Source organism: Pseudomonas sp. KK4, from assembly GCF_001984065.1.
Taxonomy (GTDB): domain Bacteria; phylum Pseudomonadota; class Gammaproteobacteria; order Pseudomonadales; family Pseudomonadaceae; genus Aquipseudomonas.
Window position 1 is genome coordinate 1 of sequence record NZ_LYVP01000072.1, and the last position, 19,390, is coordinate 19,390.

Consider the following 19,390-nt stretch of genomic DNA (forward strand, 5'->3'; position numbering starts at 1 on the left):
ACACCGCTTTCGCGAGCAAGCCCGCTCCCACATTTGGATCGGTGTCGTCAGGTTATTCCAGGCGTGCCAATCGCTCTTCCAGCGCCGCGATCCGCGCTTCCAGCTCTTCGATCCGCTCCACCGAAACCCCACTGCCACCGCCACGCTCAACCGGGTTTTGCCGGGCGGCGAGGATCGCTTCGATATCCGCCGGATCGCCCAGTGCATGGGTATAGCGGTCTTCACGCTGGCCAGCCTGTCGCGGAATCAGCACCGCCAGACCGCGGGCAATCAAGCGTTCCAGTTGATGCACCACCTGCTCGGCATCCTCGAACTCATGCATGCGCCCACTGCGGGTCAGCAGTTCATTGACCGTCTGCGGGCCGCGCAAAAACATCAACCCGGTCAGGATGACCTGGGCCGGCACCAGTTCCAGCGCCTTGTCGACCTTGTGCTCCCAGCGATCGGCGCGGCTGCCCATCACCAGTTTGCTGAAACCGCGCCCTTCAAGGGCGCGCAGGCTCTGGCCGACCTGGCCCGGGGTCAGGTTCATCACCGGTTCGCGACTGGTTTTCTGGTTGCAGGCAATCACCAGGGCGTTGAGGGTCAGCGGATAGGTTTCCGGGCTGGTGGCCTGCTTCTCGATCAGCGAACCCAGGATGCGGATTTCCGTGCTGCTCAGGCGTGGTTCGTCGAGGGTGGTTTCTGACTCAGTACTCATCGCGCTTTTCCCTATGCATCGAAGCATGCCGTCGAAGCCGCCTAGCCTAATCCTTGCGCAAGAAAAGACAAGCCGCAGGAGGCGCCAGCATGGCTATAATCGGCCGACGTTTCCTCCTGTCACCACACGAGACTGCCATGACCATTGCCCTGTACGACGCTTCCGTTCCTGTTTTCAAGCAAATGCTCACCGCCCTGAGCGATGTGCTGAAGAAGGCCGAAGCCCACGCCACTGAAAAAAACATCGACCCGAACGCGTTCCTGCAAGCGCGCCTGTACCCAGACATGTTCCCGCTGGTGCGTCAGGTACAGATCGCCGTGGATTTCGCCAAAGGCGTTTCCTCGCGTCTGGCCGAAGTCGAAGTGCCGAAGTACGACGACACCGAAACCACTTTCGCCGAGTTGCAGGCCTTGCTCAGCAAAGTCCTGGCCTACATCGGCGATATCAAGCCCGAGCAGATCAATGGCAAGGAAGGCATCGAGATCGTGACCCGTCCGGGCACCCCTAAAGAGAAGCGCTTCAGTGGCCAGGCTTACCTGCTGAGCTACGGCCTGCCGCAGTTCTTCTTCCACGTCACCACCGCCTACGCACTGCTGCGCCACAACGGCGTGGAAGTGGGCAAGCGCGATTTCATGGGCGCGTTCTAAACCGTCCGGATGCAAAAAAGCCCGCCAAGGTTCGCGCCTTGGCGGGCTTTTTCATGGGTCATGTTCCGACCGTGGCCGGGTGTCAGGCCAGACGTTCTTCACCCAGACAAGCCGCCGCCGTGAACAGCACGTCGGTGGAGGAGTTCAGCGCCGTCTCTGCCGAGTCCTGCAACACGCCGATGATGAAACCCACCGCCACCACCTGCATGGCGATTTCGCTCGGGATGCCGAACAGGCTGCATGCCAGCGGGATCAGCAGCAACGAGCCACCGGCCACACCCGAGGCACCACAGGCGCAGATCGCCGCCACCACACTCAACAGAATCGCGGTTGGGATATCCACGGCAATGCCCAGGGTATGGACGGCGGCCAGGGTCAGCACCGTGATGGTGATCGCCGCGCCGGCCATGTTGATGGTCGCGCCCAGCGGAATCGACACCGAATAGGTGTCTTCATGCAGGCCCAGGCGCTTGCTCAGTTCCAGGTTGACCGGAATGTTCGCCGCCGAGCTGCGGGTGAAGAACGCGGTGATGCCGCTCTCGCGCAGGCACATCAGTACCAGTGGATAAGGGTTGCGGCGCAGCTTCCAGAACACGATCAACGGGTTCATCACCAACGCCACGAACAGCATGCAGCCCAGCAGCACCGCCAGCAGGTGCGCGTAGCCAATCAAGGCGCCGAACCCGGAGGTGGCAAGGGTTGAAGACACCAGGCCGAAGATTCCCAGCGGGGCGAAGCTGATGACCAGACGCACGATCACGGTCACGCCGTTGGACAGGTCGCCGAGCACCTCGCGGGTTGTGTCGCCGGCGTGGCGAATGGCGATGCCCATGCCGATGGCCCAGGCCAGGATGCCGATGAAGTTGGCGTTCATCAGCGCGCTGACCGGGTTGTCGACCACGCTCAGCAGCAGGCTTTGCAGCACTTCGCCAATGCCGCCCGGCGCCGTCACCGCGACATCCTGGGTAGACAGCACCAGGCTCGACGGGAACATCATGCTGGCCACCACTGCGACCACGGCGGCGGCGAACGTGCCCAGCAGATATAGAAACAGAATTGGCCGGATGTGAGTTTCCTGGCCGTGCCTGTGGTTGGCGATGGACGCCATGACCAGCACGAACACCAGGATCGGCGCGACGGCCTTGAGCGCCGAGACGAACACTTTGCCAATGAACGCCGTGGACTTCGCCACGTCGGGTGCGAACAGGGCCAGGGCCACGCCGGCGATCAGGCCGATCAGGATTTGCGTGACCAGGCTCAGGCGTTTCAGGCGTTGCAGAAGAGAAGGGGATGCAGCAGACATAAACGACATCTCTGATTTTATCGGGGGGATCACGCCATCGGCGCCGGAAAATGGCCGATGAGCAGTACGAACGTTTCGCGGGGCGCGGACTTTATCACAGCGTCATTTCGAAGCCGGAGCCCTGTGACGATCTGCCGCCGGGTGTCGAACGCGAATTGCAGGTTCGTGCAACCGGGTTACGACACACTCTGTTAAGCTTCGCCATCCTCATTTTCAAGTCTGCCAGTGGGCCTTCGGGCTATCGCTGGTGTTGTCGTTTTCTGGAGTTCTGCATGCTGTTGTTGCCTATTCTTCTGTTGTCGGCCGCCGGTTTTACCGTGCTGACCACGGAATTCATCATCGTCGGCCTGTTGCCGGCCATCGCCCGTGACCTGCAGGTGAGCATCCCGCAAGCAGGGTTGCTGGTGACCCTGTTCGCCTTCACCGTTGCCGCGTTCGGGCCATTGCTCACTGCGTATTTCGCCCGCTTCGAACGGCGCAAGCTGTTTATCTCGGTGTTGATCATGTTCGGTCTGGCCAACACCCTGGCGGCGTTGGCGCCGAATATCTGGGTGATGGCCTTCGCCCGGTTGATCCCGGCCTTGGGCCTGCCGGTGTTCTGGGCGCTGGCCAGCGAAACCGCGGTGGACATCGTCGGGCCTGACCATGCCGGTCGCGCCATCGCCAAGATCGGTTTCGGCATCGTCTGCGCCACGGTGTTCGGCATTCCGGTGGGCACACTGATTTCCGATGCGTTCGGCTGGCGCAGTGCGTTCGCGATCCTGGCCTTCATCGCGTTCGCCAAGGCGTTGCTGCTGTTTATCTACTTGCCCAAGACCAGCCTGCATCAGCACCAGGTCAGTTTCCGTTCGCAATTCAAGATCCTGCGCAGCCCGTTGATGGTGGGGCATGTGCTGTTGTCGATCGTGGTGTTCAGCGGCATGTTTACCGCTTACACCTACCTGGCGGACATCCTCGAACGCCTGGCCGGGTTCGACGGCTCGGTGGTGGGCTGGTGCCTGATGGGCTTCGGCGCGGTCGGCTTGATCGGCAACTCGCTGGGCGGGCGTGCGGTGGATCGGCACCCGCTGATGGCCTCGATGATGTTCTGCGCCTTCATGATCGCCGGGCTGGTGGCCCTGGTGCCGAACATTCATTCGCCTTTCGGCCTGGCGGCGGCGATGGGTATTTGGGGGATCACCCAGGCTGCATTGTTCCTGGTCAGCCACGTGCGCTTGATGAAGGCCGCGCCTGAGGCGCCGGCGTTCGCCGCATCGCTGAACATCGCCGGCGCCAACCTCGGCATCGGGCTGGGGGCGATGGTCGGCGGCCGGGTGATCGACAGCGTCGGCCTGCAAGGCCTGGGCTTTGCCGCCGCCGCGTTCATTCTGGCGTCGATCCTGTTGGCCATCGCGCTGATGACCTTCAAGCCCCGGGACATCGCTACAGCGTCGTAAACAGCTCGCGTCGGGCACCTTCGGTAATGGCGACAATGCCGGGGTGCTTGACCTTGCGCTCCACGGAGATGGCGTAGAACGACTCGCTCACCGCTTCGGTCTGGCCGATCAGCTCCACGCCGCACTGGCGTTTCACTTCATCGGCGATCACGCTCGGGCCGATGAAAATCCCGCTGCCGGATTGGCCGAAGGCCTGCATCAAGGCACTGTCATCAAACTCGCCGACAATCTGCGGCTGGATCTGCTGTTCGGCGAACCAGCGCTGCAAGCGGCTGCGCACCACGGTTTCCGGCCCCGGAATCAGCAGCGGCGCGCCCTGCAGGCTGCGCGGGAAATCCTGACCGTACCGCGCTGCCAGTTCAGCGGTGGCAAAGAAGCTGATTCCGCATTCGCCGAGTTTCTGGCTGTAGCCCTTGATGTCCAGGTGCGAGGGCATCGGGCTGTCGGAAATCACCAGGTCCAGGCGCTGGATCGCCAGATCGGCCAACAGGCGTTCGAGCTTGTCTTCGCGACAGGTGATGCGCAGCGGCTCGCTCAATTCCATGGTCGGTGCGATGAGGCGATAGACGATGGACTTGGGTACCACGTCGGCCACTCCCACGCGAAACAGAATCTGCTGCTCGTTGGGCTGGGCCCGCAGCATCAACTCCAGTTCGCCGCCCAGCTGAAACATCTGTTCGGCGTAGGGCAGGGTCTGCCGGCCGGCTTCGGTCAGCTCCAGCTGTCGACCGACGCGGCGAAACAGTTCGATGCCGTAGGTCTGTTCGAGCAGGGTGATCTGCCCGCTGATGGTCTGGGGCGTCAGGTTCAGTTGCTCGCAGGCGCGCACGATGCTGCCGGTCTTGGCCACCACCCAAAAATAATGCAGCTGTCGGTAATTGAGCATGGGTCTGCGTTCTTTTTCTGGATTCGTAAAAATCGAAGTATAACCGCTAAAAATACGAATTTTCCTGAAGTGTTCGCCTCTCTAGAATGCGTCGCTATCAACGGGCCATGGTATTGGCACCGTTTGTTCTATCGAGGAAAACATCATGAAGGTTAAAACCACGGCTCTACTGATTGCGTCTTTACTGGTTCTGGCCGGTTGTGATCAGGCCGAGAAGAGCGCTCAGCAACTGATGGGCAAGGCCGCCGAAAGTGCCAAACAGGCCATCGACGACACCCACAAGGCTGCCGAACAGGCCCTGAGCGAAGCCACGGGCGGCTTGATCAGCAAAAAAGAATCGTCGGAAAAAGACTCGGAGAAATCCGAATCGTCTTCCCAGGAAATCTAAACCGTCTTAAACGAGTCAGGACTGACCCATGGAATACCTTTTAGAACTTGCTGCAAGCCCTACCGCCTGGGTCGCCCTGGCCACCCTGGTGGTGATGGAAATCGTGCTGGGCATCGATAACCTGATCTTCATCTCTATCCTGACCAACAAGCTGCCCGAGCAGCACCGTCAGAAAGCGCGGCGTATCGGTATCGGCATGGCGTTGATCCTGCGACTGGGCTTGCTGAGCACCATCGCGTTCATCGTCCAGTTGACGGCGCCGGTGATCGAGATTCTCGGCCACGCGTTCTCCTGGAAGGACATGATCCTGATCGCCGGCGGCCTGTTCCTGCTGTGGAAAGCCACCACCGAGATCCATCACAGCATGGACCCGGCCCCTGAAGATCCGAAGACCGCCACGTCCACTGTGACCCTGGGCTTTGCTGCGGCGATCGGGCAGATCCTGATGCTGGACATGGTGTTCTCCATCGACAGCATCATTACCGCTGTCGGCATGACCGAGCATTTGCCGATCATGATCATCGCGGTGGTGGTGTCGGTACTGGTGATGTTGCTGGCGGCTGATCCCCTGGCCAAGTTCATCAACGACAACCCGACGGTGGTGATGCTGGCCCTGGGCTTCCTGATCATGATCGGCATGACGCTGATCGCCGAAGGCTTCGGCGCCCATGTACCTAAAGGCTACGTTTATGCGGCGATGGCGTTCTCGGCGGCCATTGAGGTGCTGAACATGATGTCCCGCCGGGCGAAGCAGAAACGGGTAGCTGCTGAGGCTTGACCCTGCGCTGAATGAAAAGGCCGCCTGTACTCGAAGGAGTGCAGGCGGCCTTTTTTATTGAGCGTATCTGTCAGTGGGCAGTGGCGTGGCGCACGGCGGCTTTATCGGTTTTCGCTTGGGGTGTCGGTTGAGCGGGGTGGTGGTGACGGCGGGCAATGCGCAGCACCCCCCACAACATGGCGGTGGCAACGGCCAGCCAGCCGGAAATCAACATCACGATCGTCATTGTCAGGCTCATCGATGCCTCCTCTTTGCCCTGCATCGGGCACGCACACCTTGCAAGTGACAGTCTAGTCGCTGCCGTGTTTCAGGCTATTGACCAAAGGTCGACACGGACCAACCCGTTTGCTCTATCGAAGGCAATTGACTGACGGTTAAGGCTATACCGCCGTCGCCGGGCGTCCTATGATCGACGGCCAAGCCGGGAAGTGGATTGCCCGGCGTCTGAACAAGAGAGTGATGATGGTGCGGGCTATTTCTCGGATTCTATCGGTGGCGCTGATTGCGGGTTGTGTGGCGGGAATGGCCGGCTGCGCGGGGAGCGTTGCGCCGCAGATCAAGCGGCTGCCCGAGCGGGTCGAGCTCACTGGCAGGTTCTACCGTGGCGTGGCCAACCAAAGCGGGCCGCAGGTGTTGGCGAGTATGTTGTCTCAACAGGGCATCGTGATCACACCGGGGTTGTTGGACAAACCTTTGCACTTGCCAGGCGCGGAGGCTCAGTTGCAGCAGAACATGCAAAACCTGGCGCGTGAATACGGAATGATGGTCTATCCGCTGGACAGCAATCTACCCGCCTTGTTGACCCAGGTAGCGGCAGGGTATCCAGTGATGGTGCGCTTCACCGAGGGTTCGGCGTTGTGGGCGGAGCCGCGTTACGCGATTCTGTCAGGCTATAACCGTCAGAAGCAGACGGTGCTGCTGCGCGCGGGGATGGATCAGCGTTTGATGATGAGCTTCAGTTCGTTCGAGTCGTCGTTCAAGGACGCTGGTGGCTGGGCGGTGCTGATTCAGGCGCCGACGCAGATTCCGGCCGAAGTCGATCAGCAGCGCTGGCTCAAGGCGGCGAACGATCTGGCCCAGGCCGGCCAGGAGCAGGCGGCGGCGAGGGCGAAAAAGGCTTTGTCTTCTCAGTAAGCCCGTTCGTCATTTCTCGGGCACCGTCGGGTGTTGCAGGCATCTGAAGGACATGGCCCGGGTTTTCGGGCCGTGAACAGGAGGTGTCCATGGCTCATTCCACTACCCCCGTCGGTCCGCACTCGTCCGAGCATTCATCCGGCGATGACCCGGGTTTCGATCCCGATTCGCCGGACCTCGCTGACCCGCAGGTCGACCCGGTCGGTCCCGCCAAGGCACCCAAGGATGTGAAACCGGGTGATGATCCCAAGGCGCCGGCGAAACCTTACGACCCCCTTGGTGATCTCAAACCCTGAATCCCTTCAAGTGCTGAATCGAGGTGCCTATGTCTACCGATTCGAGCTTCAACGACAAACGTGCGGAGAACGTCCCGACCACCCCTGAAGAGCCTGTCGATCCGGTGATGGATCCGGACAGCCCGATGCGCGATCCACTGGCCCGACCTGCCGTGGCGCCGGGGGAACATCCGAAAGGGTGGAATGATCCGAGCAAAGGGGATGGTATTCCCGACGACGACCAGATGCCGCTGCCCAATGATTGACTGGCAAAAAAAGCCCCGATTAATCGGGGCTTTTTTTGCGCTTTATTTCGAGGCTTCGATCACACCGCTTTGGCGATGCTTGAGGTTCTTTTCAGATTTGTATTGCAAGGCAACGGAAGGCACGTCAGCGCTTCTGCCGGTTTCCACCCAATTGCGAATGCGCGTGGCATCGGCGAAGTGGGTGTATTTGCCGAAGGCGTCGAGGATCACCAGCGCTACCGGACGGTTACTCATGTGGGTGACCAGCACCAGGCAGTGGCCCGCTTCGTTGGTGAAACCGGTCTTGGTCAGTTCGATGTTCCAGTTGGCCTTGTTGATCAGGTGGTCGGTGTTACGGAAACCCAGGCTGTAGTTGGGCTTGCGGAACGACACGGTTTTTTCCTTGGTGGTGCTCAACTCGGTCAGCAGTGGGTACTTGTGCGCGGCAATCAACAGCTTGCTGAGGTCGCGAGCGGTCGACACGTTGCGTGGCGACAGGCCGGTGGGCTCGACGAAGTGGGTGTTGGTCATGCCCAGGGCCTTGGCCTTGGCGTTCATCGCGGCGATGAAGGCGGCATAACCACCCGGGTAGTGATGCGCGAGGCTGGCGGCGGCGCGGTTTTCCGATGACATCAAGGCAATCAGCAGCATTTCCCGGCGCGGCATTTCGCTGTTGAGCTTGACCCGGGAGAACACGCCCTTCATTTCCGGCGTGTCACTGATGTTGATGTTGATGTACTCATCCATGTTCTGGCGGGCTTCTACCACGACCAGGCCGGTCATCAATTTACTCACGGACGCGATGGGAACAACCACGTCGGGGTTGCTGGCGTAGATGACTTTGTTGGTCTGCAGATCCATCAGCAGTGCGCTGCCGGAAGCGATCTTGAGTTGGGCGGTGTCTCGAGGCGCGGCGGTGGTTTCGCCAGCGCTGGCAATAGGCGTGATGAAAGTCCCTGTAACGGCAAAAAATAGGCTCAGGATGGAAAGACGGATTTTCACGCTGGCAGACTCATAAAATGTTAATACGCCGTTATGTAACGGGCTATTTCATAAAAAGCGCGACATTCTGGAGTATGGCTGAATAACTGTCGATGGTTGTTCGAGGGTGGGGTGAAAGTCGTTGGAAAGATGAAAAAAAAGACATTTTCCGGCGGATGGTCATGCCCGTTTCTCGGGCAAAAAAGAACCCCGCCATGGGCGGGGTTCCTTGATTCGCTGGTTGACGCTGCAACGGGTTTCAGCCGTGCAGGGTTTCAGCGGCGTACAGCGTGTTTTCCAGCAGGCAGGCGCGGGTCATCGGGCCTACGCCGCCCGGTACCGGAGTGATCCAGCCGGCGCGGGGCAGGGCGGTTTCGTAGATCACGTCGCCGACCAGCTTGCCGTCTTCCTGGCGGTTGATGCCGACGTCGATCACGATCGCGCCTTCCTTGATCCACTCACCCTTGACCAGGCCAGGCTTGCCGGCGGCCACGACCACCAGGTCGGCACGACCGACGTGGCCGGCCAGGTCCTTGGTGAAGCGGTGAGTGACGGTCACGGTGCAACCGGCCAGCAACAATTCCATCGCCATTGGCCGGCCAACGATGTTGGAGGCGCCGACGACCACGGCATTCATCCCGTACAGATCGGCACCGGTGCTTTCCAGCAGGGTCATGATGCCCTTGGGTGTGCACGGACGCAGCAGCGGAATGCGTTGGGCCAGGCGGCCGACGTTATAAGGATGGAAGCCGTCGACGTCTTTGTCCGGACGAATGCGCTCAAGCAGTTTCGACGCATCCAGGTGCTCGGGAAGAGGGAGTTGCAGCAGAACGCCGTCGATCGCCGGGTCGTCGTTGAGACGATCGATCAGCTCGGTCAGCGCTTCTTGAGTGGTTTCGGAAGGCAGGTCGTAGGCCTGGGAAAGGAAGCCGACCTCTTCACAGTCTTTACGCTTGTGCGAGACATAAACCTGAGAGGCAGGATCGCTGCCGACCAGGATCACCGCGAGGCCTGGCGTGCGCAAGCCTTGCTGGCGACGCTCGTTGACGCGTTGGGCGATCTGCTGGCGCAGGCTGGCGGCGATCGATTTGCCGTCGATTAGTTGTGCAGTCATTGCGCGTGATTAACCATCGAGAGGGGAAAAAAAGAGAACGCATTCTCGCATGTCATGCGGTGAGGGCAAAGGCGCTTGGTCTGCAAATTCCCCTAACCCCTTTAATTAAATGAATTTTTTTTAAAAAGGATTTGACGCCCTACAGGTCGCTCTATACTATTCGTCGCACTTGTCGGGCACAGCCTAGCACTGGTTAAGAAGGTCGAGCGGAATCAAGGTTCTGCGAGGCTGGAAAGCACTTAGTTTGTAGTCCTCCAAGAGTACAGATTAATAAGGCGCCCGTAGCTCAGCTGGATAGAGCATCCGCCTTCTAAGCGGATGGTCGCAGGTTCGAGTCCTGCCGGGTGCGCCATTAGGCAGCTTTGGCACAAGTAGCGCGATATGGTGGGCGTAGCTCAGTTGGTAGAGCACGGGATTGTGACTCCCGTTGTCGTGGGTTCGATCCCCATCGTCCACCCCATATTCCGAAAGGCGCCAGATTTAACAGTCTGGCGCCTTTTTTGTTTCAGCGGTTTGAGTATTCGGCGACTGCGGGTACCGGGTCGCAGGGCGGGGCATTTCGTCGTATTTATGTTTCTCGATGATGCCGCGCCGCCCGCCGGACTTGCTCGCAAGATCGGCTGTCAGGGGGATGATTGGCCACCTCTTCTATATATAGAGAGGTTGGCGCAGAGCCCTGGCGTGATTGGCTGTATTTGCCACCGGGGCGAGGTGCATCCGTGCATTCGCACCTATAAATTGCCTGCTGCGTTTTTACCCGTTTTCAGTAGGGTGACTTCTTGAGTTTGACCCACTAGAATGCATGCCCTTGATTCTGGGGTCGGAAACGGCCGGCTAACGTCTGTGCAACGAGGAATATCCATGCAAGTTTCTGTTGAAAATACTTCTGCTCTTGAGCGCCGCATGAGCATCACCGTGCCGGCTGAGCGCATCGAGACTCAGGTCAACAAGCGTCTGCAGCAGACTGCCCAAAAGGCCAAGATTGCTGGCTTCCGTCCAGGCAAAGTGCCAATGAGCGAAATCAAGCGTCGTTTTGGCGCTGAAGCTCGCCAGGAAGCGGTAGGCGACGTGATCCAGTCTTCCTTCTACGAAGCAGTCGTTGAGCAAAAGCTGAACCCGGCTGGTTCGCCTTCGATCGAGCCTAAATCCCTGGAAGCAGGCAAGGACCTGGAATACGTTGCCGTATTCGAAGTGTTCCCTGAGTTCACCGTTGCCGGTTTCGAAGGTATCACCGTAGAGCGCCTGAGCGCTGACGTGGCTGATGCCGATCTGGACAAGATGCTGGAAATCCTGCGCAAGCAGAACACCCGTTTCGAAGTGGCCGATCGTGCTGCTCAGAACGAAGACCAACTGAACATCGATTTCGTTGGCAAGGTCGACGGTGAAGTGTTCGCCGGCGGTTCCGCCAAGGGTACCCAGCTGGTTCTGGGTTCCGGCCGCATGATCCCTGGCTTTGAAGATGGCCTGGTTGGCGCCAAGGCTGGTGAAGAGCGCGTTCTGAACCTGACCTTCCCTGAGGACTATCAGAACCTCGATCTGGCTGGCAAGACCGCCGAGTTCACCGTTACCGTGAACACCGTTTCCGAACCAAAACTGCCTGAGCTGACCGAAGAGTTCTTCGCTCAATTCGGCATCAAGGAAACCGGTCTGGAAGGCTTCCGCACCGAAGTTCGCAAGAACATGGAGCGCGAACTGCGCCAGGCGATCAAATCCAAGGTCAAGAATCAGGTTATGGACGGTCTGCTGGCCACCAACCCGATCGAAGTGCCAAAAGCCCTGCTGTCCAACGAAGTCGACCGTCTGCGCGTGCAGGCTGTTCAGCAGTTCGGTGGCAACATCAAGCCTGACCAGCTGCCGGCCGAACTGTTCGAAGAGCAAGCCAAGCGCCGTGTCGTGCTGGGTCTGATCGTGGCTGAAGTGGTCAAGCAGTACGACCTCAAGCCTGACGAAGCTCGCGTTCGCGAAATGATTCAGGAAATGGCGTCGGCTTACCAAGAGCCTGAGCAAGTGGTGTCCTGGTACTACAAGAACGACCAGCAACTGAACGAAGTCCGTTCGGTTGTGCTGGAAGAGCAAGTTGTGGATACTGTTCTGCAGAAAGCTAGCGTGACCGACAAATCGGTCTCTTACGAAGAAGCGGTCAAGCCGGTAGAAGCTCCACAAGCCGACTGATTGTTGCTGCGTTAAGAAGTACACACCATAAGCCAGCCTTCGTGCTGGCTTATGCGTATTCAAGACATAACTATTTGGGAGTGACTGCAGAGCATGTTCCGTAATTCGTATATTCAGCAGAACTCTGATATCCAGGCCGCAGGCGGCCTGGTCCCGATGGTTGTCGAGCAGTCTGCCCGAGGCGAACGCGCCTACGACATCTACTCGCGTCTTCTCAAGGAGCGAGTGATCTTTCTGGTGGGTCCGGTAGAGGACTACATGGCCAACCTGATCTGTGCGCAGCTGCTGTTCCTTGAAGCGGAAAACCCGGACAAGGACATCCATCTCTATATCAACTCCCCGGGCGGTTCGGTGACAGCGGGCATGTCGATCTACGACACCATGCAGTTCATCAAACCCAACGTGTCGACCACCTGCATCGGTCAGGCCTGCAGCATGGGTGCATTCCTGCTGACAGCCGGTGCCCCTGGCAAGCGTTTCTGCCTGCCGAACTCGCGCGTGATGATTCACCAGCCACTGGGCGGTTTCCAGGGCCAGGCGTCGGATATCGAAATCCACGCCAAGGAAATCCTCTTCATTCGCGAGCGTCTGAACACGCTGATGGCCAAGCACAGCGGGCGCACACTCGAAGAAATCGAGCGCGACACCAACCGCGACAACTTCATGAGTGCAGAAGCTGCGCGTGAATATGGCTTGATCGACGAAGTGATCACCCAGCGCCCAGCTTAAAATAAGCGGCTCAAAATAGGCTTGGTCGGCTTGTCTGATCACCAGCGGGCTTGAAAAAGCCCGCAATAGCCTTCATCTTGTGTTGCAAGCCTATCGGATTTGGATCGAACGAATGACTGACACCCGCAACGGCGAGGACAACGGCAAGCTGCTCTATTGCTCCTTCTGTGGCAAAAGCCAGCATGAAGTACGCAAGTTGATTGCCGGCCCCTCGGTCTTTATCTGCGACGAGTGCGTCGACCTGTGCAATGACATCATCCGCGAGGAGGTGCAGGAAGCCCAGGCCGAAAGCAGCGCGCATAAATTGCCTTCGCCCAAAGAAATCAGCGGCATCCTTGATCAGTATGTGATTGGTCAGGAGCGTGCGAAAAAGGTTCTGGCCGTAGCGGTGTACAACCACTACAAGCGCCTGAATCAGCGTGACAAAAAGAATGACGACGTCGAACTCGGCAAGAGCAACATCCTGCTGATCGGCCCGACAGGCTCGGGTAAGACCCTGCTTGCCGAAACATTGGCCCGTTTGCTGAACGTTCCGTTCACCATCGCCGACGCAACCACCCTCACCGAGGCGGGTTACGTGGGTGAAGATGTCGAGAACATCATTCAGAAGCTGCTGCAGAAGTGCGATTACGACGTGGAAAAGGCCCAGATGGGCATTGTCTACATCGATGAGATCGACAAGATCTCGCGCAAGTCTGACAACCCGTCGATCACCCGGGACGTTTCCGGTGAAGGCGTGCAGCAGGCCCTGCTCAAGTTGATCGAAGGCACGGTCGCTTCCGTTCCGCCACAAGGCGGTCGCAAGCACCCGCAGCAGGAATTCCTTCAGGTCGACACCCGTAACATACTGTTCATCTGCGGTGGTGCGTTCTCCGGTCTGGAAAAGGTTATCCAAAACCGTTCCACCAAGGGCGGCATCGGTTTCAACGCAGAAGTGCGCAGCAAGGAAGAAGGCAAGAAAGTCGGTGAGTCCCTGCGTGAAGTCGAGCCTGACGATCTGGTCAAGTTCGGTCTGATCCCGGAATTTGTCGGCCGTCTGCCGGTCCTCGCCACGCTGGACGAGCTTGACGAGGCTGCGTTGATGCAGATTCTCACCGAGCCAAAAAATGCTTTGACCAAGCAATACGCCAAGCTGTTCGAGATGGAAGGCGTGGACCTGGAATTCCGGGCCGACGCGCTGAAATCGGTCGCCAAGCGCGCGCTGGAACGTAAAACCGGTGCTCGTGGTCTGCGTTCGATTCTCGAGGGTGTGCTGCTCGACACTATGTATGAAATCCCCTCGCAGTCCGAGGTGAGTAAAGTAGTGATCGATGAAAGCGTCATTGAAGGCAAGTCCAAGCCACTGTATATCTACGAAAACAGTGAGCCTGCTGCCAAGGCCGCGCCAGACGCTTAAGCGTCACGCCGCCGATATAAAGAAGGGGCCTTCGGGCCCCTTTGCTTTTTGCGTTTTTTACACAGTCTTTGTGCTTGTTTTTTTTCAAGGCTGCCCCCATCTTGGTTTCAAGCTTACTTCCATCTGTTTCCGGCCCTAGGGCCGCCGTAGAGGCGAAATCATGAAGACAACCATCGAATTGCCTCTCCTGCCATTGCGTGATGTCGTGGTTTATCCGCACATGGTTATCCCGCTGTTCGTGGGGCGCGAGAAGTCCATTGAAGCCCTCGAGGCAGCGATGACGGGCGACAAGCAGATTCTTCTGCTGGCTCAGAGAAACCCGGCTGACGACGATCCTGGTGAAGACGCGCTGTATCGCGTAGGTACGATTGCGACCGTTCTGCAGCTGCTCAAGCTGCCCGATGGCACGGTCAAGGTTCTGGTCGAAGGCGAGCAGCGTGGCGCCGTGGAGCGCTTCAGCGAAGTGGACGGCCATTGCCGCGCCGAAGTCTCGTTGATCGACGAAGTCGACGCGCCAGAGCGCGAATCGGAAGTGTTCGTGCGCAGCCTGCTGTCGCAGTTCGAACAATACGTGCAGCTGGGCAAGAAAGTCCCGGCTGAAGTCCTGTCGTCGCTCAACAGCATCGACGAGCCAGGGCGCCTGGTCGACACCATGGCCGCACACATGGCCCTGAAGATCGAGCAGAAGCAGGAAATCCTCGAAATCATCGATTTGTCGGCCCGGGTCGAACACGTCCTGGCGCTGCTCGATGCCGAGATCGATCTGCTGCAAGTCGAGAAACGCATTCGCGGTCGCGTCAAAAAGCAAATGGAGCGCAGTCAGCGCGAGTACTACCTGAATGAGCAGATGAAGGCCATTCAGAAAGAGCTCGGTGACAGCGACGAAGGTCACAACGAAGTCGAAGAGCTGAAAAAGCGTATCGACGCCGCTGGCCTGCCAAAAGACGCACTGGCCAAGGCCACCGCCGAACTGAACAAGCTCAAGCAGATGTCGCCGATGTCCGCTGAAGCGACCGTGGTGCGCTCCTACATCGACTGGCTGGTCCAGGTGCCGTGGAAGGCTCAGAGCAAGGTACGCCTTGATCTGGCCCGCGCCGAAGACATTCTCGATGCCGACCACTACGGTCTGGAAGAAGTCAAAGAGCGCATCCTCGAATACCTCGCCGTGCAAAAGCGCGTGAAGAAGATTCGTGGTCCGGTGCTGTGTCTGGTGGGCCCTCCGGGTGTGGGTAAAACCTCCCTGGCGGAGTCGATCGCCCACGCCACCAACCGCAAATTCGTGCGCATGGCCTTGGGCGGCGTGCGTGATGAAGCTGAAATCCGTGGTCATCGCCGTACTTACATCGGTTCGATGCCAGGAAGATTGATTCAAAAGATGACAAAGGTGGGCGTCCGCAACCCGCTGTTCCTGCTCGACGAAATCGACAAAATGGGCAGCGACATGCGTGGCGATCCGGCGTCGGCGTTGCTCGAAGTGCTCGATCCGGAGCAGAACCACAACTTCAACGATCACTATCTGGAAGTCGACTACGACCTGTCCGATGTGATGTTCCTCTGCACCTCCAACTCCATGAACATCCCGCCGGCGCTGCTGGACCGGATGGAAGTGATTCGTCTGCCGGGCTACACCGAAGACGAGAAGATCAACATCGCCGTCAAATACCTTTCGCCCAAGCAGATTCAGGCCAATGGCTTGAAAAAAGGCGAGCTGGAATTCGACGAGGAAGCGATTCGCGACATCATCCGTTACTACACCCGCGAAGCTGGTGTGCGTGGCCTGGAGCGCCAGATTGCCAAGGTTTGCCGCAAGGCGGTCAAGGAGCATGCACTGGAAAAACGCTTCTCGGTAAAGGTCACGGCGGACGATCTGGAGCACTTCCTGGGCGTGCGTAAGTTCCGTTACGGCCTGGCTGAACAACAGGATCAGATCGGACAGGTGACCGGTCTGGCGTGGACTCAGGTGGGCGGCGAATTGCTGACCATCGAGGCTGCCGTGGTGCCGGGCAAGGGCCAACTGATCAAGACCGGTTCCCTGGGGGACGTGATGGTCGAATCGATCACTGCCGCCCTTACCGTGGTGCGTAGCCGCGCTAAGAGCTTGGGAATCCCCCTGGACTTCCACGAGAAGCGCGACACCCACATCCATATGCCGGAAGGGGCGACGCCCAAGGATGGCCCTAGCGCGGGTGTAGGCATGTGCACGGCGTTGGTGTCGGCATTGACGGGCATTCCTGTCCGCGCCGATGTGGCCATGACCGGTGAAATCACCTTGCGTGGCCAGGTGCTGGCGATCGGTGGTTTGAAAGAAAAACTGCTCGCCGCTCACCGTGGTGGAATCAAGACGGTGATCATTCCCGAAGAGAATGTTCGCGATCTGAAGGAAATTCCTGACAATATCAAGCAGGATCTCCAGATTAAACCAGTTAAATGGATTGACGAGGTCCTGCAAATTGCGCTGCAATACGCGCCGGAGCCCTTGCCGGATGTGGCTCCGGAGATCGTCGCGAAGGATGAGAAACGCGAGTCCGATTCTAAGGAAAGAATTAGCACGCATTAATACGTATTTGCCTGGGGGGCTTCCTTGACAGTTTTTTAGAGCCCTTGTTATAAAGCGGCTCTTAAGTGTCTGTAGGCCATTCAGCACTCGTTTTTGCTTTCACCAAAAAAACTTAGAATCATACTCAAATAGATATAAGGGGACTTAGAGTGAACAAGTCGGAACTGATTGATGCTATCGCTGCATCCGCTGATATCCCGAAAGCTGCTGCTGGCCGTGCGCTGGACGCTGTAATCGAATCCGTCACTGGCGCTCTCAAGGCTGGCGACTCCGTTGTTCTGGTTGGTTTCGGTACTTTCTCCGTCACCGATCGCCCAGCTCGCATCGGTCGTAACCCACAGACCGGTAAGACACTGGAAATCGCAGCAGCCAAAAAACCAGGTTTCAAAGCCGGTAAAGCACTGAAAGAAGCTGTCAACTAAGTTCGATTCAGGTTTTTGCCTATCCGGGTCGGGGTCATGCCTGACCTGGCAGCGGAGCGGTAGTCCAGTCGGCGAGTCGCCGGTCCGAGACACCGAGGCTCGCAAGTACGAGTCATCGGTCCGCTCCGCCAGTTACGAGAAGGCGCATCCCCGGATGCGCCTTTCTTCTATCCGGATTCTACCCACGCTCCGCGGTTGCCTAATTTTTGAAGTTCAACCGTTTATGGGGGACGCATGCTGCAGAACATCAGGGACAATTCACAAGGCTGGATTGCCAAGACCATCATCGGAGTCATCGTTGCACTGATGGCTTTGACCGGTTTCGACGCCATTTTCAAGGCTACGACGCACACCAATGAGGCGGCGAAGGTCAATGGCGATGAAATCAGCCAGAACGAGCTGAGCCAGGCGGTCGATATGCAACGCCGTCAACTCATGCAACAGCTGGGCAAGGATTTCGATGCGTCCTTGCTCGACGAAAAAATGCTGCGCGAATCGGCGCTCAAAGGCCTGATCGATCGCAAGTTGCTGCTGCAAGGCGCACAAAACTCCAAATTCGCTTTTTCCGAAGCGGCTCTGGACCAGGTCATCCTCCAAACGCCTGAGTTTCAGGTCGATGGCAAGTTCAGTCCTGAGCGTTTCGACCAGGTGATTCGTCAACTCGGTTACAGCCGTATGCAGTTCCGCCAGATGCTGGCTCAGGAAATGCTGATCGGCCAACTGCGCGCCGGTCTGGCGGGCAGCGGTTTCGTCACCGACGCACAGGTACTGGCGTTCGCCCGTCTGGAGAAGCAGACCCGCGATTTCGCTTCCCTGAACATCAAGGCTGACCCGGCGGCGGTGAAACTGACCGACGAGGAAGTCAAAGCCTACTATGACGAACACGCCAAGGAATTCATGACGCCGGATCAGGTGATCATCGATTACCTGGAGCTGAAGAAGGCTTCGTTCTTCGATCAGGTCAGCGTCAAGGACGAAGACCTGCAAGCGGCGTATCAGAAAGAAATCGCCAACCTGTCCGAACAACGCCGGGCTGCGCACATTCTGATCGAAGTCAACGACAAGACCACCGAGGCGCAAGCCAAGGCCAAGATCGAAGACATTCAGGCCCGTCTGGCCAAAGGCGAGAAGTTCGAGGCCCTGGCCAAGGAATTCTCCCAGGACCCGGGTTCGGCCAACAATGGCGGTGACCTCGGCTATGCGGGTCCAGGCGTCTATGACCCAGCGTTCGAAAAGGTCCTGTACTCGCTGACCAAGGATCAGGTTTCCGAACCGGTTCGCACCGACTTCGGTTTCCACTTGATCAAGCTGTTGGGCGTGGAAGCGCCTGAAGTGCCGACACTGGCGAGCCTGAAGGACAAGCTGACCCGTGAGTTGAAGGCTCAGCAGGTCGAGCAGCGTTTCGTCGAAGCGACCAAGCAACTGGAAGATGCCTCGTTCGAAGCTTCCGATCTGGCCCAGCCGGCGCAAGACCTGAAGCTGACAGTGCACACTTCCAAGCCGTTCGGTCGCGAAGGCGGCGAGGGCATTGCGGCCAACCGTGCCGTGGTGACCGCGGCGTTCAGTCCGGAAGTGCTGGATGAGGGTGCCAACAGCACCGCCATCGAGCTGGATCCAGACACCGTGATCGTGTTGCGCGCCAAGGAGCACCTCAAGCCTGCGCAACTGCCGCTGGAAAGCGTGGCTGGCCCGATCCGCGAGCAATTGGCCAAGGAGCACGCCAGTGCTGCCGCCAAGACCAAGGCTGACGAGCTGATTACCGGCCTGCGCGACGGCAAAACGCCGTTGAACGCGGCAATCGATGGTCAGAACTGGAAAGTCACCGAAGCGGCGACCCGCGCTCAGGAAGGGATCGACCCGGCCGTGCTGCAGGCTCTGTTCCGCATGCCTAAGCCAGCCTCCAAGGACAAGCCGACGTTCAGCAGCGTGACCTTGCCGGATGGCAGCCTGATGATCGTTCGTCTGAACGGCGTCAATGAAGCTGCAACGCCCACTGAAGAAGAGAAGGCTCAATACCGTCGCTTCCTCGCATCGCGGGTTGGCCAGCAAGACTTCTCCGCTTACCGCAAGCAGCTGGAAAGCCAGGCCGACATCAAGCGCTTCTGATGTCTGACTGAACACTGCGTTACAAACGAACCCCGGCCGAAAGGCCGGGGTTTTTTGTTATTGCGGGAGTGACAAACGGGCGGGGACGTTTGCCAACTATCGGAGTCAACACCCCTGTAAC

General features: G+C 58.5%; 19 protein-coding genes and 2 tRNA genes. 15 read left to right on the forward strand and 6 right to left on the reverse strand.

Features of this window, described 5'->3' with window-relative positions; all coding sequences use genetic code 11:
- Positions 1-52: 52 nt before the first annotated feature.
- Positions 53-700 carry a YceH family protein gene (locus B0W55_RS20675; RefSeq protein ID WP_077047776.1) on the reverse strand — a complete coding sequence of 216 codons (648 nt, stop codon included), beginning with the start codon at positions 698-700 and terminating at the stop codon, positions 53-55.
- Positions 701-837: 137 nt separating this feature from the next.
- On the opposite strand from B0W55_RS20675, the gene B0W55_RS20680 reads away from it, so the two are divergent.
- On the forward strand, positions 838-1,347 hold the full coding sequence (locus B0W55_RS20680) for a DUF1993 family protein (protein WP_077047777.1): 510 nt from the start codon (positions 838-840) through the stop codon (positions 1,345-1,347).
- A gap of 82 nt (positions 1,348-1,429) precedes the next feature.
- Here B0W55_RS20680 and sstT read toward each other — a convergent pair whose 3' ends face one another.
- Complete coding sequence (gene sstT / locus B0W55_RS20685; RefSeq protein ID WP_077047778.1) at positions 1,430-2,650, reverse strand: serine/threonine transporter SstT; 1,221 nt, start codon at positions 2,648-2,650, stop codon at positions 1,430-1,432.
- A 275-nt stretch (positions 2,651-2,925) separates the two neighbouring features.
- Here sstT and B0W55_RS20690 point away from each other — a divergent pair, with 275 nt between their 5' ends.
- Positions 2,926-4,086, forward strand: a complete 1,161-nt coding sequence (locus B0W55_RS20690; RefSeq protein WP_077047797.1) for an MFS transporter — start codon at positions 2,926-2,928, stop codon at positions 4,084-4,086.
- Here B0W55_RS20690 and nhaR read toward each other — a convergent pair.
- Complete coding sequence (gene nhaR / locus B0W55_RS20695) at positions 4,073-4,972, reverse strand: transcriptional activator NhaR (protein WP_077047779.1); 900 nt, start codon at positions 4,970-4,972, stop codon at positions 4,073-4,075. The two genes, B0W55_RS20690 and nhaR, sit on opposite strands and share 14 nt — an antisense overlap.
- A 145-nt stretch (positions 4,973-5,117) precedes the next feature.
- Here nhaR and B0W55_RS20700 point away from each other — a divergent pair, with 145 nt between their 5' ends.
- Both B0W55_RS20700 and B0W55_RS20705 read left to right on the forward strand, forming a co-directional pair.
- On the forward strand, positions 5,118-5,360 hold the full coding sequence (locus tag B0W55_RS20700; RefSeq protein WP_077047780.1) for a hypothetical protein: 243 nt from the start codon (positions 5,118-5,120) through the stop codon (positions 5,358-5,360).
- A gap of 28 nt (positions 5,361-5,388) precedes the next feature.
- On the forward strand, positions 5,389-6,138 hold the full coding sequence (locus B0W55_RS20705) for a TerC family protein (protein ID WP_077047781.1): 750 nt from the start codon (positions 5,389-5,391) through the stop codon (positions 6,136-6,138).
- Positions 6,139-6,208: 70 nt separating this feature from the next.
- Here the strand turns inward: B0W55_RS20705 and B0W55_RS30845 are convergent, their stop codons facing one another.
- Complete coding sequence (locus B0W55_RS30845) at positions 6,209-6,376, reverse strand: hypothetical protein (protein WP_371807285.1); 168 nt, start codon at positions 6,374-6,376, stop codon at positions 6,209-6,211.
- Positions 6,377-6,543: 167 nt separating this feature from the next.
- Here B0W55_RS30845 and B0W55_RS20715 point away from each other — a divergent pair, with 167 nt between their 5' ends.
- From B0W55_RS20715 to B0W55_RS20725, 3 genes are all read left to right on the forward strand, one after another.
- Positions 6,544-7,272, forward strand: a complete 729-nt coding sequence (locus B0W55_RS20715; protein ID WP_077047783.1) for a hypothetical protein — start codon at positions 6,544-6,546, stop codon at positions 7,270-7,272.
- 89 nt (positions 7,273-7,361) lie between these two features.
- Positions 7,362-7,568: a DUF6021 family protein gene (locus tag B0W55_RS20720; protein WP_077047784.1), complete on the forward strand. Its 207-nt coding sequence runs from the start codon at positions 7,362-7,364 to the stop codon at positions 7,566-7,568.
- 29 nt (positions 7,569-7,597) lie between these two features.
- Entirely contained in the window at positions 7,598-7,813 is a 216-nt protein-coding gene (locus B0W55_RS20725) for a hypothetical protein (RefSeq protein WP_077047785.1), read from the forward strand.
- Positions 7,814-7,855: 42 nt separating this feature from the next.
- Here B0W55_RS20725 and pbpG read toward each other — a convergent pair whose 3' ends face one another.
- Together pbpG and folD are read right to left on the reverse strand one after the other, a co-directional pair.
- The gene (gene pbpG / locus B0W55_RS20730; protein ID WP_077047786.1) at positions 7,856-8,794 is read right to left on the reverse strand and encodes a D-alanyl-D-alanine endopeptidase; all 939 of its coding nucleotides are present in this window, start codon (positions 8,792-8,794) and stop codon (positions 7,856-7,858) included.
- Positions 8,795-9,032: 238 nt separating this feature from the next.
- On the reverse strand, positions 9,033-9,887 hold the full coding sequence (gene folD / locus B0W55_RS20735) for a bifunctional methylenetetrahydrofolate dehydrogenase/methenyltetrahydrofolate cyclohydrolase FolD (protein WP_077047787.1): 855 nt from the start codon (positions 9,885-9,887) through the stop codon (positions 9,033-9,035).
- A gap of 275 nt (positions 9,888-10,162) precedes the next feature.
- On the opposite strand from folD, the gene B0W55_RS20740 reads away from it, so the two are divergent.
- From B0W55_RS20740 to B0W55_RS20775, 8 genes are all read left to right on the forward strand, one after another.
- Positions 10,163-10,239: transfer RNA gene (locus B0W55_RS20740), tRNA-Arg, on the forward strand.
- Between the two features lie 32 nt (positions 10,240-10,271).
- A tRNA-His gene (locus tag B0W55_RS20745) sits at positions 10,272-10,347 on the forward strand.
- Positions 10,348-10,748: 401 nt separating this feature from the next.
- Positions 10,749-12,059, forward strand: a complete 1,311-nt coding sequence (gene tig / locus B0W55_RS20750; RefSeq protein ID WP_077047788.1) for a trigger factor — start codon at positions 10,749-10,751, stop codon at positions 12,057-12,059.
- 93 nt (positions 12,060-12,152) lie between these two features.
- Positions 12,153-12,788 carry an ATP-dependent Clp endopeptidase proteolytic subunit ClpP gene (gene clpP, locus B0W55_RS20755; RefSeq protein ID WP_017339698.1) on the forward strand — a complete coding sequence of 212 codons (636 nt, stop codon included), beginning with the start codon at positions 12,153-12,155 and terminating at the stop codon, positions 12,786-12,788.
- A gap of 112 nt (positions 12,789-12,900) precedes the next feature.
- Positions 12,901-14,184, forward strand: coding sequence for an ATP-dependent Clp protease ATP-binding subunit ClpX (gene clpX, locus B0W55_RS20760; RefSeq protein ID WP_007946893.1), 1,284 nt, complete (start codon positions 12,901-12,903; stop codon positions 14,182-14,184).
- Positions 14,185-14,344: 160 nt separating this feature from the next.
- A complete protein-coding gene (gene lon / locus B0W55_RS20765; protein WP_077047789.1) occupies positions 14,345-16,741 on the forward strand; it encodes an endopeptidase La in 2,397 nt (798 codons plus the stop codon).
- A gap of 149 nt (positions 16,742-16,890) precedes the next feature.
- Positions 16,891-17,163: an HU family DNA-binding protein gene (locus B0W55_RS20770; protein WP_002552737.1), complete on the forward strand. Its 273-nt coding sequence runs from the start codon at positions 16,891-16,893 to the stop codon at positions 17,161-17,163.
- A 234-nt stretch (positions 17,164-17,397) separates the two neighbouring features.
- Positions 17,398-19,269, forward strand: coding sequence for a SurA N-terminal domain-containing protein (locus B0W55_RS20775; RefSeq protein ID WP_077047790.1), 1,872 nt, complete (start codon positions 17,398-17,400; stop codon positions 19,267-19,269).
- Positions 19,270-19,390 lie beyond the last annotated feature (121 nt).